18 protein-coding genes and 9 tRNA genes are annotated in these 15,036 nt (G+C 38.3%); 22 read left to right on the top strand and 5 right to left on the bottom strand.

The window, feature by feature from the left end:
* Nucleotides 1-47: 47 nt before the first annotated feature.
* The 3 genes from AACL61_RS08135 to AACL61_RS08125 all read right to left on the bottom strand — a co-directional run bounded on the left by AACL61_RS08135 (nt 48) and on the right by AACL61_RS08125 (nt 1,499).
* Nucleotides 48-206: a hypothetical protein gene (locus AACL61_RS08135; RefSeq protein ID WP_180977125.1), complete on the bottom strand. Its 159-nt coding sequence runs from the start codon at nt 204-206 to the stop codon at nt 48-50.
* A gap of 72 nt (nt 207-278) precedes the next feature.
* The gene (xerS, locus tag AACL61_RS08130) at nt 279-1,358 is read right to left on the bottom strand and encodes a tyrosine recombinase XerS (RefSeq protein ID WP_102816216.1); all 1,080 of its coding nucleotides are present in this window, start codon (nt 1,356-1,358) and stop codon (nt 279-281) included.
* Between the two features lie 67 nt (nt 1,359-1,425).
* Nucleotides 1,426-1,499, bottom strand: a tRNA-Pro gene (locus AACL61_RS08125).
* A 181-nt stretch (nt 1,500-1,680) separates the two neighbouring features.
* Between AACL61_RS08125 and fabZ (AACL61_RS08120) the strand changes: the two genes are divergently transcribed.
* From fabZ (AACL61_RS08120) to AACL61_RS08020, 21 genes are all read left to right on the top strand, one after another.
* Nucleotides 1,681-2,127 carry a 3-hydroxyacyl-ACP dehydratase FabZ gene (gene fabZ, locus AACL61_RS08120; protein WP_102816215.1) on the top strand — a complete coding sequence of 149 codons (447 nt, stop codon included), beginning with the start codon at nt 1,681-1,683 and terminating at the stop codon, nt 2,125-2,127.
* An 86-nt stretch (nt 2,128-2,213) separates the two neighbouring features.
* Entirely contained in the window at nt 2,214-2,660 is a 447-nt protein-coding gene (locus AACL61_RS08115; RefSeq protein WP_003663667.1) for a MarR family winged helix-turn-helix transcriptional regulator, read from the top strand.
* Between the two features lie 19 nt (nt 2,661-2,679).
* On the top strand, nt 2,680-3,654 hold the full coding sequence (locus AACL61_RS08110; protein ID WP_339111214.1) for a beta-ketoacyl-ACP synthase III: 975 nt from the start codon (nt 2,680-2,682) through the stop codon (nt 3,652-3,654).
* A gap of 19 nt (nt 3,655-3,673) precedes the next feature.
* Complete coding sequence (locus tag AACL61_RS08105) at nt 3,674-3,916, top strand: acyl carrier protein (protein WP_003674025.1); 243 nt, start codon at nt 3,674-3,676, stop codon at nt 3,914-3,916.
* Nucleotides 3,916-4,866 (top strand): ACP S-malonyltransferase, encoded by a 951-nt coding sequence (locus tag AACL61_RS08100; RefSeq protein ID WP_339111213.1) that lies wholly within the window; start codon nt 3,916-3,918, stop codon nt 4,864-4,866. Before AACL61_RS08105 ends, AACL61_RS08100 begins: the two co-directional genes overlap by 1 nt.
* Nucleotides 4,850-5,584: a 3-oxoacyl-[acyl-carrier-protein] reductase gene (gene fabG / locus AACL61_RS08095; protein WP_102816211.1), complete on the top strand. Its 735-nt coding sequence runs from the start codon at nt 4,850-4,852 to the stop codon at nt 5,582-5,584. The genes AACL61_RS08100 and fabG overlap by 17 nt, the downstream gene beginning before the upstream one ends.
* Before the next feature lie 10 nt (nt 5,585-5,594).
* The gene (gene fabF, locus AACL61_RS08090; RefSeq protein ID WP_102816210.1) at nt 5,595-6,827 is read left to right on the top strand and encodes a beta-ketoacyl-ACP synthase II; all 1,233 of its coding nucleotides are present in this window, start codon (nt 5,595-5,597) and stop codon (nt 6,825-6,827) included.
* Nucleotides 6,828-6,833: 6 nt separating this feature from the next.
* Entirely contained in the window at nt 6,834-7,253 is a 420-nt protein-coding gene (locus AACL61_RS08085) for an acetyl-CoA carboxylase biotin carboxyl carrier protein (protein ID WP_102816209.1), read from the top strand.
* The gene (fabZ, locus tag AACL61_RS08080; protein ID WP_102816208.1) at nt 7,246-7,680 is read left to right on the top strand and encodes a 3-hydroxyacyl-ACP dehydratase FabZ; all 435 of its coding nucleotides are present in this window, start codon (nt 7,246-7,248) and stop codon (nt 7,678-7,680) included. The genes AACL61_RS08085 and fabZ (AACL61_RS08080) overlap by 8 nt, the downstream gene beginning before the upstream one ends.
* An 8-nt stretch (nt 7,681-7,688) precedes the next feature.
* Nucleotides 7,689-9,059 carry an acetyl-CoA carboxylase biotin carboxylase subunit gene (accC, locus tag AACL61_RS08075; RefSeq protein ID WP_102816207.1) on the top strand — a complete coding sequence of 457 codons (1,371 nt, stop codon included), beginning with the start codon at nt 7,689-7,691 and terminating at the stop codon, nt 9,057-9,059.
* Nucleotides 9,056-9,904 carry an acetyl-CoA carboxylase, carboxyltransferase subunit beta gene (accD, locus tag AACL61_RS08070; RefSeq protein WP_180977124.1) on the top strand — a complete coding sequence of 283 codons (849 nt, stop codon included), beginning with the start codon at nt 9,056-9,058 and terminating at the stop codon, nt 9,902-9,904. Before accC ends, accD begins: the two co-directional genes overlap by 4 nt.
* Nucleotides 9,897-10,673 carry an acetyl-CoA carboxylase carboxyltransferase subunit alpha gene (gene accA / locus AACL61_RS08065; RefSeq protein ID WP_102816205.1) on the top strand — a complete coding sequence of 259 codons (777 nt, stop codon included), beginning with the start codon at nt 9,897-9,899 and terminating at the stop codon, nt 10,671-10,673. The genes accD and accA overlap by 8 nt, the downstream gene beginning before the upstream one ends.
* A gap of 10 nt (nt 10,674-10,683) precedes the next feature.
* Nucleotides 10,684-11,448: an enoyl-ACP reductase FabI gene (gene fabI / locus AACL61_RS08060; protein WP_102816204.1), complete on the top strand. Its 765-nt coding sequence runs from the start codon at nt 10,684-10,686 to the stop codon at nt 11,446-11,448.
* A gap of 202 nt (nt 11,449-11,650) precedes the next feature.
* Nucleotides 11,651-11,722: transfer RNA gene (locus tag AACL61_RS08055), tRNA-Glu, on the top strand.
* Between the two features lie 5 nt (nt 11,723-11,727).
* A tRNA-Gly gene (locus tag AACL61_RS08050) sits at nt 11,728-11,799 on the top strand.
* Between the two features lie 16 nt (nt 11,800-11,815).
* A tRNA-Leu gene (locus AACL61_RS08045) sits at nt 11,816-11,901 on the top strand.
* 6 nt (nt 11,902-11,907) lie between these two features.
* Nucleotides 11,908-11,981, top strand: a tRNA-Pro gene (locus tag AACL61_RS08040).
* A gap of 185 nt (nt 11,982-12,166) precedes the next feature.
* Nucleotides 12,167-12,237: transfer RNA gene (locus AACL61_RS08035), tRNA-Gly, on the top strand.
* A gap of 17 nt (nt 12,238-12,254) precedes the next feature.
* Nucleotides 12,255-12,326: transfer RNA gene (locus tag AACL61_RS08030), tRNA-Glu, on the top strand.
* 5 nt (nt 12,327-12,331) lie between these two features.
* Nucleotides 12,332-12,404: transfer RNA gene (locus AACL61_RS08025), tRNA-Val, on the top strand.
* Nucleotides 12,405-12,443: 39 nt separating this feature from the next.
* Nucleotides 12,444-12,515 (top strand) — tRNA-Gln (locus tag AACL61_RS08020).
* 119 nt (nt 12,516-12,634) lie between these two features.
* Here the strand turns inward: AACL61_RS08020 and AACL61_RS08015 are convergent.
* Entirely contained in the window at nt 12,635-12,988 is a 354-nt protein-coding gene (locus tag AACL61_RS08015; RefSeq protein WP_102815751.1) for a hypothetical protein, read from the bottom strand.
* Between the two features lie 130 nt (nt 12,989-13,118).
* Complete coding sequence (locus AACL61_RS08010) at nt 13,119-13,766, bottom strand: DsbA family oxidoreductase (protein WP_102816848.1); 648 nt, start codon at nt 13,764-13,766, stop codon at nt 13,119-13,121.
* A gap of 309 nt (nt 13,767-14,075) precedes the next feature.
* Between AACL61_RS08010 and AACL61_RS08005 the strand changes: the two genes are divergently transcribed.
* Nucleotides 14,076-14,936 (top strand): alpha/beta hydrolase, encoded by an 861-nt coding sequence (locus AACL61_RS08005; RefSeq protein ID WP_173030300.1) that lies wholly within the window; start codon nt 14,076-14,078, stop codon nt 14,934-14,936.
* Nucleotides 14,937-15,036 lie beyond the last annotated feature (100 nt).

The following is a 15,036-nucleotide window of genomic DNA, read 5'->3' as shown; positions in this document are numbered from 1 at the left end:
ACTTAATTTTACAAACCGCGTTGTAAAAAAGCGAATTATCATTAATACTAATGCAATTGTTGTAAGACCTTACGACAGTAGTAACAATGAATTTGCCCATCTTTGTCGGCTAGCTTGCGTGCATGCATCGCAGAAAAAGTATAGTGCTCGTGACAAAATGGACAAACATATTGCTTCTTTCCAAATAGTAAGGTAATAAAGCCCAAAATTTTCTCCTCCATAAAAAATTTATACACCGCTTAACATTATAGCGAAGATTATCTTTATAGAAAAGCCTTTTATTCATTTGTCTTTTTATATGAAGTTTCACTAATTTCTTTAAGAGCATCACGTTGCTGCTTCTGATCAACGTGGGTATATAAATCGGTAGCAGATGTTCCTTTTTGTCCCAACTGTTGGGCTACTAATACCTGATCTTTCGTTACCTCATACATTTCAGAAGCAAGGGTATGCCGTAATTTATGGGGAGTAAGAGGATGTCCAAATGCGGTTGAATACTTTTTGACCATTTTTTCAATTGCATTAGCTGTCATCCGTCGAGTTTGCTTGTGATAAACGGTTAGGAAGAAAGCAGTATCCCTTTTTAAAGCGTGGTATCGTTGTGCACGAATCGCTTGGTAAGTTTGGATATAAGTAATAGCCCAAGGAGCAATTGGTACCGAATCCCTCTGGCCACCTTTTCTTGTTACATCTAGCAACGATTGTTTTAAGTTTAAATCACCAAGGTTTACATTTGCCGCCTCGGATACCCGGACGCCTGTTCCTAAAATAAGTGCAATAATTGCAATATCTCGTTCCTTATTGACTTTATAAGAGGGGAGGGCTCTTTTATCACATTTATTAGGATATTCTTTTTCAATGAAGGTAATAAAATCAAATTTCATTTGTCCCCGGTACATGTGTGAAGCCAGCGTATGCGCCCGATAATTTAATGTTTTTGTATCATTAAGTGAGTCGATTTTCAGCATTACATTACGGTCAAAATAAGACTCGCCATTATTGTTATCTGCGGTGACTGTTAAAAATTTATACAATGACCTTAATGCATTAATAGAGCGATTAATTGAAGTAGGAGAATTTAATCGTCCTTGTGCATTGGTAGTATGCTGCAAATAATCGATATATAGCATTACATCGCTACGCCGTAAATTAGCCAGCGTATCAATTGGCAAGTCCTTATTAGAGTTAACAGAGACGAGTCCACTTGACCGTAACCAATCAAAGAATCGTCGGATCTCAGTTAAGTACTGATAGGTTGTTGTGACTGCATGGTTGGTCCCTAAATAATACTCATTAACATAATCAGGAAGGTTCTGAAGCTCCTCTTGAATTAGCTTTAAATATTTATCTGCTTCCATTTTTACATCCTCCTTGATACTAAAAAGAGCCGCTTGAAAGAAAACTTTCAACGACTCTCTAAACCTATCGGGAAAACAGGATTCGAACCTGCGACCCCCTGGTCCCAAACCAGGTGCTCTACCAAGCTGAGCTATTTCCCGTTAATAACGAACAAATATTATTTTACCAATTCTCAATTAAATAGTAAAGGAATATTTTAATTTGCGATCATTAAAAATTAAATGCCATAAAAATAATTTGACATTCAAAATATTTTTGAATATAATTTGATCATCGAATATTTTGATACTCGAAATATTTTTTGAAGGCAGGTGAATCTTTTTGACAATAATGAATGCGCAGGAGATTATGGAATTAATTCCTAATCGATATCCGATTTGCTACATCGATTATGTAGACGAATTAGTTCCTGAAGAAAAGATTACCGCAACAAAAAATGTCACAATTAACGAATCATTTTTTCGCGGTCATTTTCCTAATAATCCTGTTATGCCTGGAGTTTTAATTATCGAAACATTGGCCCAAGCTGCTTCAATTTTGATATTAAAATCACCGCATTTTTATAAGAAAACAGCTTATCTTGGCGCAATTCATAAAGCAAGGTTTCGACAAATGGTCCGTCCTGGTGATGTATTAAAACTAAATGTTGTTATGAAAAAAGTTCGATCATCAATGGGAATTGTGGAAACACAAGCGCTTGTGAACGACAAAATAGCTTGTAATGCAGAACTTGTCTTTATCGTTGCTGAACGAGAAGAAAAGATTTAGCATGGTGAATCGTTATCATTTATAATATATTTTGATAATCAAATTATTCGGGGCTATAGAATAAAATTGAAGGGAAGAAATATATTATGAGTAAAGATAATGATTACGAAAAAATCAATAAAGGATTAATCAAAGTCTATTCCGGAATTCTATGGATTGAAGAAAATGAGTTACGGAAAAGTACATTCAATGATTTAACAATTAAAGAGATGCATGCAATTGATGCAATTACGATGTATAACCATCAAACAATTTCTCAAGTAGCAGAAAAGCTTCATCTAACTCCAGGAACAATGACTTCAATGGCTGATCGTTTAATTCGAAAAGGATATGTTGAAAGAATTCGTGATAAAGATGATCGCCGCATTGTTCGGTTACGTTTAACCAAAAGAGGACGGGTACTATATCGTGCGCACCGGGCCTTTCATAACATGATGGTTGAACGTTTCCTCAAAGGAATGAATGATGAAGAAATGAAGGTTGTTAAAAAAGCCTTGCAAAACTTAGAAGATTTTGTGGATGAGCATGCTTAGAGATAAGGATTGACAAACATTGCAAAATTTAAGAATTACTAGTACTGCGAGTTATCATCCACCACTTAATATTACTAACCAGCAATTATCAACTATTATGAATACTTCAGATGAGTGGATTAAATCGCGGACTGGAATTCATCAACGTTATATCAGCAATACTGAAAATACTTCAGACTTGGCTTTTAATATTGGTAACCAGTTATTGATTAATGCCAATTTGAAGGCAACTGAACTTGATTTAATTATTATTGCAACGATGTCTCCTGATGCCTATACGCCGTCAACTGCTGCCATTGTTCAAGGAAGATTAGGGGCGAAAAAGGCAATTGCGTTTGATATTTCAGCAGCTTGTACTGGTTTTATCTATGCCATGAATACAGCTGAGTTAATGTTGAAAGGCTCTAATTGGCAAAATGCAATGGTAATCGGTGCAGAAGTATTATCAAAACTGATTGACTGGAAAGATCGAAGTACTGCCGTATTGTTCGGCGATGGGGCTGGCGGAGTGTTACTTCAAAAGACAACTACGGCAACTCCTTTAATTCTTGGCCGTGATCTCCATACATTTGGTGACTTGGGAGATAAAATTATTGCGGGAAAAACAACGCCTAAAACTGGCTTCCCTAAGCAACTAACATCCCTTTCACCATTTGCGATGGCCGGCCGTGACGTATATCGTTTTGCCACTCATGAAGTACCGCACTCAATTGCTTCTGCCGTTCAACAAGCTAATTTAAAATTAGACGATATCGATTATTTTTTATTACATCAGGCAAATGAACGGATAATTACCCAAATTGCAAAGAGACTGGCGCAACCAATTACAAAATTTCCAATGAATATTAGTGAATATGGAAATACGGGCGCCGCTAGTGAACCAATTTTATTGACGCAAGCTGTTGCTCAGGAATTGGTTAAACCAGGTAACATTATTGCAATGAGTGGTTTTGGCGGCGGTTTAAGCACAGGAACAATAATTTTAAACTATTAATAGAGAAAGAAGAATGAATATGACTAAAGAAGAAATTTTTGATACTGTAAAAACTATTACTGTTGATGAATTAGATGTTGACGAAGATCGTGTAACAATGAACGCACGAATTAAAGATGATCTTGATGCTGACAGTCTTGATGTTTTCGAAATTATGAATGAACTTGAAGATAAATTTGAGATTGAATTAGATGCCGATGAAGGAATCGAGACTATTAGTGACGTTGTTGATTTCGTAAAGAAACAATTGGATGAAAAATAATGTACTACGGAATATTATTTAGCGGTCAAGGTGCACAGCGATCGGGAATGGGAGTCGAGCTTATGGCCGACTCCCTTTTTTCAAGGGTTGTTAGTCGGGCAAGTGATGTTTGTGAGCTTGATTTACTCGAAATTATGAAAAATGAGCATAACGAGTTGAATAAAACGGCATATGTTCAACCAGCAATTGTAACAGTTAGTTATGGAATCTACCGAATGTTAAAACGGGATTTACCGCAACTACCAATTAAGGGGATGATCGGCCTATCCTTAGGCGAATACGCTGCCTTAATTGCTAGTAATTCACTTTCATTTGAAGAAGGAATCAAACTAGTCGCGGATCGTGCGCGCTTTATGCAACAAGACGCGGATAGGGAAATAAGTACATTAGCAGCTGTCCTTGACCCTCAACTTCAAGAAATAAAAGAACTAATCACCGCTCAACAAAAAAACGGTCAGCGGATTTATATTGCTAACTATAATTCACCACGACAAATCGTAGTGGGCGGGGCATTAACCGACTTAAAGGCTACCCTTAAAAAGATGGAAGAAGACAAGCTTGCGAAAAGAACGATTCTGCTCAAAGTTAATGGTGCATTTCATACTCCCTTCTTTAACGGTGCACGTCAACAGATGCATAACCGGTTACAAACAGTCGACTTCCATGAACCACAGATTGAAGTTATTAGCAATACTACTAACAGCTTATTTCATTGTGAGAATCTTCCAGGAATTCTTGAAAAACAATTAGCTGTTCCAACACACTTTGGAGCTAATGTTAAGGAATTAGTCAAGCACGCGAAAATTGACACAACATTAGAAATTGGTCCTGGAAAGACGTTATCTCGCTTTGCTCACCAAGTTGATTGGCACTTAAATACCCAACACATTGAAAGTCTTGTTGATTATGAAAATTTTATAAAGGAGCAAAAAGATGGAACTGACAGATAAAGTCGTTTTTATAAGCGGAAGCACACGCGGGATTGGGGCAGCTACTGCATTAGAGTTTGCTAAGGCTGGTAGTCGGCTAATTCTCAATGGGCGTCAAGATGACTTACCAAAAGCGCTTAAAGAAAAACTAGATCTACTAGGGACGGAATATCACTACCTTAAGGGCGATATTGCAAACGAAGAATCAGTTAGTGAATTAGCAGCAGCGGCTTGGCAAATATATGAGAAGATCGACATTCTTATCAATAACGCGGGAATCACGAATGATAAGTTAATGATGGGAATGAAAGTGAGCGATTTTGACCAGGTCATCAATGTTAATTTACGTGGAACATTTATGTTAACGCAACCTATTTTTAAGAAGATGCTCAAAAAAAGAGCCGGTTGCATTATCAACCTTGCTAGTATTGTTGGTCTCCATGGTAATACGGGACAAGCTAATTATGCGGCAAGCAAGGCAGGTATAATCGGCCTTACTAAATCTATTGCCCAAGAAGGAGCGCGCCGTGGAATTCGTTGCAATGCGATTGCTCCCGGAATAATTACTAGTGATATGACTGAAAAATTATCTGAGCGAGTAAAAGAACAGATTCTCAGTCGCATCCCCCTCAACCGCTTAGGACAGTCAGAAGAAATTGCTAAGACCGCAAAATTTTTAGCAGAAAACGATTATTTGACCGGTCAAACCATTGTAGTTGACGGTGGAATGACAATTTAGGAGGAACTAAATGACAAGAGTTGTAATAACAGGAATGGGTGCTGTTGCTCCTAATGGTAACGGTATTCAGGAATTTATAAGTAATAGTTTTGCAGGCAAAGTTGGAATTAAAGCGATCAAGAAATTTGATGCCAAGCCGACAGGAATTACCGTCGCAGGTGAAATTGACGATTTTGACCCTAATGATGTCATCGGGAAAAAAGCCGCGCGTCGAATGGATCTTTATTCTCAATATGCCTTACAAAGTGCTATTGAAGCAATGGAAATGGCAGAGATTAATGAAACAAATACTAAGCCAGTTGACATGGGTGTTATCTATGGATCTGGAATTGGTGGTTTGACAACTATTCAAGAGCAAATTATCAAAATGCATGATAAGGGTCCTAGACGGGTATCACCAATGTTTGTTCCAATGTCAATTGCTAACACGGCAGCCGGTAATATTTCCATTCACTTTAATGCGCAAAATATTTGTACATCAATTGTGACTGCTTGTGCCACTGGAACTAATGCAATTGGAGAAGCCTTTCGTCAAGTTAAAGAAGGACGCGCCAAAGTAATGATTGCCGGTGGATCAGAGGCTTCGGTGAATGAAATCGGGATTGCTGGTTTTGCGGCATTAACAGCATTATCACAAGCAACTGATCCGCTTAAGGCTTCTTTGCCATTTGATAAGGCACGTCAAGGATTTGTTTTGGGTGAAGGCGGTGCAACACTTGTTTTAGAGGAGCTTGAGCATGCGCAAAAACGCGGTGCTAACATTCTTGGTGAGATTGTCGGTTATGGTGCTACCTCGGACGCTTACCATATTACATCCCCTGATCCAACTGGTGCAGGGGCGGCAAGAGCAATGGAACTGGCAATTAAAGAAGCTGGAATTAGTCCTAACGAGATTTCCTATATTAATGCCCACGGAACCGCTACTCATGCTAATGATGAAGGCGAATCTAAAGCAATCAATCAAGTATTTGGTTCTGATAGTAATGTTCGTGTCAGTTCAACTAAGGGAATGACTGGCCATTTGCTTGGAGCTGCAGGAGCAATCGAGGCAGTCTTAACAGTGGCCGCTTTACAAAAGGGACAATTACCGTTGAATATAGGTTGCTTTAATCAAGATCCGAAATGCTCGGTTAACCTTGTGACGGCAGAAAATAGTGACGCATCAAATGCCCGCTACGCAATAAGCAATTCTTTTGGTTTCGGTGGGCATAATGCTGTTTTAGCCTTTAAGAAATGGGAGTGATCTATCTTGGAATTTAAAGAAATTCAAACATTAATGCAAAATTTTAAAGATTCTGATATTCGTGAATTAGAAATAAATCAAGATTCCTTTCAGCTCTATTTAAGCAAAAATAAGCAAACGAGCAAGCATGAAAATCTTATAACAACCGAAAAAACAGAGCAACCAACTTTACCTTCGCAAAATATAACCGCGCCCCTAGTCGGAACTGTCTATCTCCAACCAACCCCCGATGCAGATCCCTATGTTAGAAGTGGCGACCATGTAAAAAAGGGGGATGTTGTTTGTGTGATTGAAGCAATGAAAATGATGACAGAGATAAAAAGCCCTTTTAATGGAATCATTACTTCAATTTGTGTAAGCAATGAAGAATTAGTTGAAGTAGAACAACCGCTTTTCTCAATTCAGGAGGATAAAGATAATGACTAATAAAACTTTAGATATAACTGAAATTCAAAAAATCCTTCCGCATCGTTACCCAATGTTACTAATTGACCAAGTTGATGAATTAATACCTGGTAAGAAGGCCATTGCACGGCGTAATGTCACGATTAATGAAGAGGTTTTTAATGGTCATTTCCCTCAAAATCCAGTTTTACCAGGAGCATTGATTGTTGAATCATTGGCGCAAACAGGTGCCGTCGCTCTTTTATCTCAAGAAGAGTTCCAAGGGAAAACAGCCTATTTTGGTGGGATTCGGTCAGCAGAATTTCGTAAAGTAGTCCGCCCTGGTGATACATTAAAGTTAGAAGTCAACCTAGAAAAAGTTCATAAAAACATTGGAATTGGTAAAGGCATTGCAACGGTCGATGGTAAAAAAGCCTGTACAGCCGAATTAACTTTTATGATTGGGTAGGTGGTTTGATGTTTTCCAAAGTACTAGTCGCCAATCGTGGTGAAATTGCTGTCAGGATAATACGGTCATTACGGGAGCTAGGAATTAAGACGGTAGCTATTTATTCAACTGCAGACCGCGAAAGTCTTCATGTTCAACTAGCGGATGAAGCTGTATGCGTTGGAACCGCCCGTGCCCAAGATTCATATTTGAATGCGAAAAATATTTTGGAAGCTGCTCTTGGTACAGGTGCCCAGGCGATCCATCCCGGCTTTGGCTTTCTATCAGAAAATGCGGAATTCGCGACAATGTGTGAAGAATGCGGAATTACTTTCATCGGTCCCCAAGCCTCAGTTATTGACTTAATGGGAAATAAGGAGCATGCACGGGAGCAAATGAAAAAATCAGGGGTGCCTGTAATTCCTGGAAGTGATGACTATATTACCAATGTTAATGACGCTGTTGAGGTTGCAAACAAGATTGGGTATCCAATTTTGTTAAAAGCAGCTGCTGGTGGTGGCGGTAAAGGGATCCGACGAATTAACGATCATAACCAGATGCGGCAAATATTTAGCGAGGCCCAAAACGAAGCCCGCCTCTCGTTTAATGATGACCGAATGTACCTTGAAAAGATTATGGAGAATGTTAAACACATTGAGGTCCAAGTATTTCGTGATAATTTTGGCAATGCCGTTTTCTTTCCTGAACGAGACTGCTCGATTCAACGAAATAAACAAAAATTGATTGAAGAAAGTCCTTGTGTCCTAGTAAATGAACAAGAGCGAAAAACGCTAGGACAAATTGCCATGCGAGCCATTAATGCGATTAACTATCATAATACGGGGACAATAGAATTCCTAATGGACAAGGACCATCACTTTTACTTTATGGAAATGAACACTCGTATTCAGGTTGAACATACAGTGACGGAGATGGTAACTGGGATTGACTTAGTGAAGGCACAGGTTATTGTTGCTGCAAATAAACCACTTCCCTTTACCCAACAGGATATTCAGGTTCATGGACATGCAATTGAGTGTCGGATAAATGCAGAAAATCCTAAGCAAAACTTTATGCCAGTGACTGGGACGATTAATTACTTGTATCTTCCAGTCGGTAATTTGGGGATGCGAATTGATACTGCTATTTATCCTGGCAGCAAGATTACTCCTTATTATGATTCAATGATCGCTAAGGTAATTGCCCTTGATCAAGATCGCCAAGAAGCTATTGAAAAAATCAAACGACTTTTAAATGAAATGGTAATTACGGGCGTAACGACCAATCAAAATTTCCATTTAGCAATCCTAAACAATCCTAAATTTTTGGCAGGAGCAGCTTCAACAACGTTTCTTGAAGACTCTTTCTTGCCGCAATGGAAGAAGGGGCTGACAGCGTGAAATTATATGATCAAAATAATACTTTAAGTGAACGGCACATCAAAGCAGATAAAAATGCTGATGAAAGGGTCCCAGATCAAATGTGGTTAAGGTGTCCACATTGTCATCAATTACTATTTGCCAAGCAGTTAACACAATATGCTGTTTGTCCTAACTGTGACTATGGATTACGAATACCTGCCCGTCATCGACTCTCATGGTTAGTAGATTCGTTTAAAGAATTCGATAAGGATCTCCAGACAAAGAATCCGTTACATTTTCCTGGATATCAAGAAAAAATCAGCAAACTTCAAAGACAAACTAAGCTGAATGATTCGGTCCTAACTGGTGAAGCTTCGATTAATGATCAGCTATTTTCACTAGGCATTATGGATCCAACATTTATTATGGGATCACTCGGAACTGTTACAGGTGAAAAGATAACGCGCTTATTTGAATATGCAACTACCCATCGCCAAGCAGTAGTATTATTCACTGCTTCAGGCGGGGCACGGATGCAAGAAGGAATTATGTCGTTAATGCAGATGGCGAAGGTTTCACAAGCAATAAATGAGCATGCTGCTGCAGGACTTTTATACATCGTGATATTAACCGATCCAACAACTGGTGGAGTAACTGCTAGTTTCGCGATGGACGGAGATATTATTCTCGCTGAGCCCCATGCACTTGTTGGCTTTGCTGGCCGTCGCGTTATTGAACAGACGATTCACCAGCAAGTTCCTGTCGACCTCCAATCAGCTGAAAACATCCTGCATCATGGGTTTATTGATCGAATTGTAAAACGTCAAGATGAAAAAAAGCTGCTTGAATGGCTATTAAAAACAGGGAGCGTTGCTAATGAATGAACAATTATCAGCAAGCGAGATTGTTAAACGTGCTCGCAGCGACAATAAAATTACGGGGATAGAGATTATTCAAAATGTTTTCCCAGATTTTGTTGAGTTGCATGGCGACCGGGCAGGCGCGGATGATCCTGCAATCGTTGGTGGAATCGCTACTTTCCATCAGCAAGCAGTTACCATCATTACCACCGATCGAGGAAAAACAACAGAAGAAAAAATCATAAAACATTTTGGCTCACCAATGCCTAGTGGTTATCGCAAGGCACTCCGCTTAATTAAGCAGGCAGCTAAGTTTAAACGACCTGTATTCTGTTTTGTTAATACCGCAGGAGCATTTCCTAGCAAGGAAGCCGAAGAAAACGGGCAAGGTAATGCGATTGCCCAAAATATTTTACAAATAAGTCAGCTTGCTATTCCAATTATCACGATTATTTATGGTGAAGGAGGTAGTGGGGGAGCTTTAGCATTGGCATGCGGAGATGAAGTATGGATGTTAGAAAACAGTACTTATTCTATTTTATCTCCTGAAGGGTTTGCCTCCATTATGTGGAAAGATAGTACGAAGGCAGATAAAGCGGCAGAATTAATGCAAATGGTGCCGCATGCTTTATTAAAACAAGGGATTATTGAAGGAATTATTCCAGAAAGCGAAGAGCATCGTAAAACTTGCAAAAATATCGAGCAGGTTTTACTAAAGCAATTAAACAAACTGCAAGAATTATCACCAAAGCAACTTCTAGCAAATAGAAAAAAACGTTATCGAAAGTTTTAAGGAGGATAATATGGGAAATATATTAACAGGAAAAAAGATCGTTGTTATGGGAGTAGCTAATAAGCGTTCTATTGCATGGGGATGTGCACAAATGATGGCTGAACAAGGTGCCCAAGTTATCTATACTTATCAGAATTCCAGAATGAAAAAAAGCCTACAACGGTTAGTAGATGATGAAAATCAATTAATTGAATGTGATGTAGCGGATGACGAAAGTATTGAACAAGCCTTTGCAACTATCAAAGAACGTTTTACAAAAGTAGATGGGATCGTACATGCAATTGCTTTTGCAAAAAAAGAAGAATTAGCTGGTTCAATCCTTGGTGTTAGTCGCAAAGGTTATGCAATCGCGCAAGATATTTCGTCTTATTCCCTTATTGCTATCACTAAAGTTGCTAATCAGTTCAACCTATTAAATAATCCTGCAAGTATTGTTACCTTAACTTATTTTGGTTCTGAACGTGCTATTCCTAACTATAATGTAATGGGAATTGCTAAAGCTGCCCTTGAAGCTAGTGTTCGCTATTTAGCACGGGATTTAGGGCAAAAACGAATCCGTGTTAATGCAATCTCTGCTGGAGCAGTTAAGACATTAGCAGTTACAGGTATTAAAGGTCATGATGAACTTTTAAAGATGTCCCAAGCAAGAACTGTTGATGGAGAAGATGTAACTATTAGCGAAATTGGGAACGTGTGTGCATTCTTAATGAGCGATTTATCAACTGGAGTTACCGGCGACACCATTTATGTTGATAAGGGGGTGCATTTGATTTAAGAATATAAATTTTAAAGACTGAGAAATGAGATTTTTTCAGTCTTTTTGCTGTCTTTTAAAAGGAAAACATAACAATAGCAAGAACTTTTTTTAGTTTTTTCTAAAAAGTTCTTGCTATTTTATAGATCAGTTGGTACTATTAATAACGTTGTGAAAGACGAGTTAACAATTTCGAGAAAAATTGTTTGATATATTTAGAAATGGCCCGTTAGTCAAGTGGTTAAGACACCAGCCTTTCACGCTGGTATCGTGGGTTCAAATCCCGCACGGGTCACTTTTGCGGAAGTAGTTCAGTGGTAGAACATCACCTTGCCATGGTGGGGGTCGCGGGTTCGAATCCCGTCTTCCGCTTAGTCAGTTCTATTATGCCGGGGTGGCGGAATTGGCAGACGCACAGGACTTAAAATCCTGCGGTTAGTGATAACCGTACCGGTTCGATCCCGGTCCTCGGCACTATTTCGGGAAATAGCTCAGCTTGGTAGAGCACCTGGTTTGGGACCAGGGGGTCGCAGGTTCGAATCCTGTTTTCCCGATCTGGCTAAACAGCTAAGAGGTAATCTTCTTAGCTGTTTTTTTGTAGTCAAAATTTGATTTTTACTTTGTAATAAGCAGTACTAACGCAGCCATTAATTAGTTTTCGGGAAATAAAATAAACTTTTTTGAAAAAAGTATTGCTTTTTATAGGATAACTTGATAATATAATATTCGTCGCTGATATGCGGGTATAGTTCAGTGGTAAAACCACAGCCTTCCAAGCTGTTGTCGCGAGTTCGATTCTCGTTACCCGCTTTTAATTAATTTAATATGGCCCGTTAGTCAAGTGGTTAAGACACCAGCCTTTCACGCTGGTATCGTGGGTTCAAATCCCGCACGGGTCACTTTTGGAGGATTAGCTCAGTTGGGAGAGCATCTGCCTTACAAGCAGGGGGTCACAGGTTCGAGCCCTGTATCCTCCATTGAGCAATTTTAATAGTTGTTCAACATTTTAATATAATTGGGCTATAGCCAAGCGGTAAGGCAACGGTTTTTGGTACCGTCATGCGCTGGTTCGAATCCAGCTAGCCCAATTAGTCTAAAACAGTGAGTAAAATTACTCGCTGTTTTTTTATTTTATTAGAAAAAATAGGCAATCTAATAACGTAGGCTAAAAGCGAACATCATTGGATTGCCCAATAATTAGCATAATTTATTCACGTCGTAACATAATATGCCAGACAAAGAAGCCGACTCCGATAATTAATGCCAACCATGCCCATAGTTGCAATGGAAGATAGATAGTACACGTTAATAAACCTAAAACCCAACTGATTAGCATCATCGATAATCCAGCAATATCGCCACCTAAACCATCAATACCACAAGTAGCGATATAGACGATTCCTGATGCCAGATATAATAGTGAAACAATTAATTCGGCTGTTCCAGCATAAATATGGATTGCAGGATTAGGATTTCCAAAACCTCTTACAATCGATTGAACAAATATAATAATGGCTAACACAATCATAATAATTCCTACAATAAGTTTTGTTACCTTCATTCTAAAGACCTCCTCGTCTTATTCTACCCGGATGATTAGAATTTATAAAGAATTACAGTTTTTCTATTTACAAATAGAGCAGGGGGAACAAAAAAGCAAACCAGAAATTATCTTCTGATTTGCGTGAATCCTATTTAGTTGTATTTTTTACTTTTTTCAAGGCTTCTAAAAATACTTCGTAAGGTTGCGCACCAGTGATTGAATACTTATTATTAATCACAAATAACGGTGCACTTGGCATTCCAATCATAAATGCGCGCCGTTCGTTTTTTCGAACCTCATCTTCATATTGATTAGATTCAAGAACTTTTTTAACATCAGCAACAGGTAGTCCAATTTCATTCATTGCACCAGTTAGAACTTCATAGTCCGCGATTGATTCATTATCATTAAAATAAAGTTGATAAAGGCGTTTAACAGCTTTATTAAGTAATGCTTGGTCATTTAAACTTTCAATGTATTTTATTAAGCGATGAGCAGCTAATGTATTAACAGAAATCGCATTTTCCATTTTAATTGGTAAATCAATATCGGCAGCAAGTTGATCAATTTTTTGTATTTGCGTAGCAGCTTCTTGCGTAGTTAGTTGATGAGTTTTTGCATAATATTCTGTCATTGATAAATCAGTTGTTGTTGGCAACGTTGGATCTAGTTGAAATGACATAAATTTTAATGGTGTCTGCTCGGCAATCTTTAATTCTTTCAGCGCCCGTTGTAATTGCGTAATTCCCATATAGCAATATGGGCACGCAATATCAGCCCAGTATTGAATTTCCATAGATGATCGCTCCTTATAAATATATATTAATTTAATCTAACCATAAAATAGGCGAAGTTGCTAGTAAATACGTAAAGAGGGAACATTTTATTTTAAAATTAACCTGTCATTAAAATTATAGTTTTAATGCGACTGAATTTAAAATTCCCACAGAATATCAATTTTTAGCTTTCTCAAAAGAATTTATCTAATGCTTATTTTTAACTCCCGACTTTAATAAAACTAATACTTTTGATTTATGTTTTAAAAGATTTATGTAATACTATTGCTGAAGTCTATGGCAAAAGTATTTTAAAAGGAGTTTTTATCATGAAACATACGCTTAAAGTTGATCAAGTACGTGACGGTTTATGGCTAGATTCAGATATTACGTATACGCAAGTTCCTGGATGGCTTGGTAATACAACGCGAGATTTGAAGCTTTCAGTCATTCGACATTTTCAAACTAATGATGATACACGTTATCCAGTAATTTTTTGGTTTGCTGGTGGCGGCTGGATGGATACTGACCACAATGTTCATCTGCCGAATTTGGTTGATTTTGCTCGGCATGGTTACATTGTTGTCGGCGTCGAATATCGTGATAGCAACAAAGTTCAGTTTCCTGGGCAATTAGAAGATGCTAAGGCTGCTATTCGTTATATGAGAGCTAATGCCAAGCGCTTCCAAGCTGATCCTAATCGGTTTATTGTGATGGGAGAATCGGCCGGTGGACATATGGCAAGTATGCTAGGTGTTACTAACGGCCTTAACCAATTCGACAAAGGTGCTAATTTAGATTACTCCAGTGATGTTCAAGTAGCAGTTCCTTTTTATGGTGTGGTTGATCCCTTAACCGCTAAAACAGGAAGTGCATCAAACGATTTTGATTTTGTTTACCGTAACTTGCTTGGTGCTGAGCCTGAAAACGCTCCTGAGCTTGATTCTGCCGCAAATCCCCTCACCTATGTAAATTCTAATTCTACGCCCTTTCTTATCTTTCATGGGACAGAAGATGTCGTTGTTCCAATTAAAGATAGTGAAAAGCTTTATGATGCATTAGTTGAAAACAACGTTCCTGCTGAATTATACGAAATCGAAGGCGCAAGTCACATGGATGTGAAATTCCTTCAACCACAGGTATTTAAGATTGTGATGGACTTTTTAGATAAGTATTTAACTCGGTCATAGATCATTTTTCGTCTTTATTTTTCTCTAAATCAATAGTTGGTTATTAATTATATTTAACAAGATTAACCGCTCTTTATTTAAATCATAACCACCCGTCAAA

Origin of the sequence: Limosilactobacillus reuteri subsp. porcinus, from assembly GCF_036621895.1 — a bacterium.
Taxonomy (GTDB): Bacteria; Bacillota; Bacilli; order Lactobacillales; family Lactobacillaceae; genus Limosilactobacillus; species Limosilactobacillus reuteri_J.
Note: the sequence above shows the minus strand (reverse complement) of the source record. Positions and strands in the feature narration are given on the sequence as shown.

What these genes read in the sequence shown, in the direction of transcription:
- xerS (WP_102816216.1), bottom strand. Translation starts at nt 1,358, where the DNA reads ATGGAAGCAGATAAATATTTAAAGCTAATTCAAGAGGAGCTTCAGAAC.
- AACL61_RS08115 (WP_003663667.1), top strand. Translation starts at nt 2,214, where the DNA reads ATGAGTAAAGATAATGATTACGAAAAAATCAATAAAGGATTAATCAAA.
- AACL61_RS08105 (WP_003674025.1), top strand. Translation starts at nt 3,674, where the DNA reads ATGACTAAAGAAGAAATTTTTGATACTGTAAAAACTATTACTGTTGAT.
- AACL61_RS08100 (WP_339111213.1), top strand. Translation starts at nt 3,916, where the DNA reads ATGTACTACGGAATATTATTTAGCGGTCAAGGTGCACAGCGATCGGGA.
- fabG (WP_102816211.1), top strand. Translation starts at nt 4,850, where the DNA reads ATGGAACTGACAGATAAAGTCGTTTTTATAAGCGGAAGCACACGCGGG.
- fabF (WP_102816210.1), top strand. Translation starts at nt 5,595, where the DNA reads ATGACAAGAGTTGTAATAACAGGAATGGGTGCTGTTGCTCCTAATGGT.
- fabZ (WP_102816208.1), top strand. Translation starts at nt 7,246, where the DNA reads ATGACTAATAAAACTTTAGATATAACTGAAATTCAAAAAATCCTTCCG.
- accC (WP_102816207.1), top strand. Translation starts at nt 7,689, where the DNA reads ATGTTTTCCAAAGTACTAGTCGCCAATCGTGGTGAAATTGCTGTCAGG.
- accA (WP_102816205.1), top strand. Translation starts at nt 9,897, where the DNA reads ATGAATGAACAATTATCAGCAAGCGAGATTGTTAAACGTGCTCGCAGC.
- fabI (WP_102816204.1), top strand. Translation starts at nt 10,684, where the DNA reads ATGGGAAATATATTAACAGGAAAAAAGATCGTTGTTATGGGAGTAGCT.
- AACL61_RS08015 (WP_102815751.1), bottom strand. Translation starts at nt 12,988, where the DNA reads ATGAAGGTAACAAAACTTATTGTAGGAATTATTATGATTGTGTTAGCC.
- AACL61_RS08010 (WP_102816848.1), bottom strand. Translation starts at nt 13,766, where the DNA reads ATGGAAATTCAATACTGGGCTGATATTGCGTGCCCATATTGCTATATG.
- AACL61_RS08005 (WP_173030300.1), top strand. Translation starts at nt 14,076, where the DNA reads ATGAAACATACGCTTAAAGTTGATCAAGTACGTGACGGTTTATGGCTA.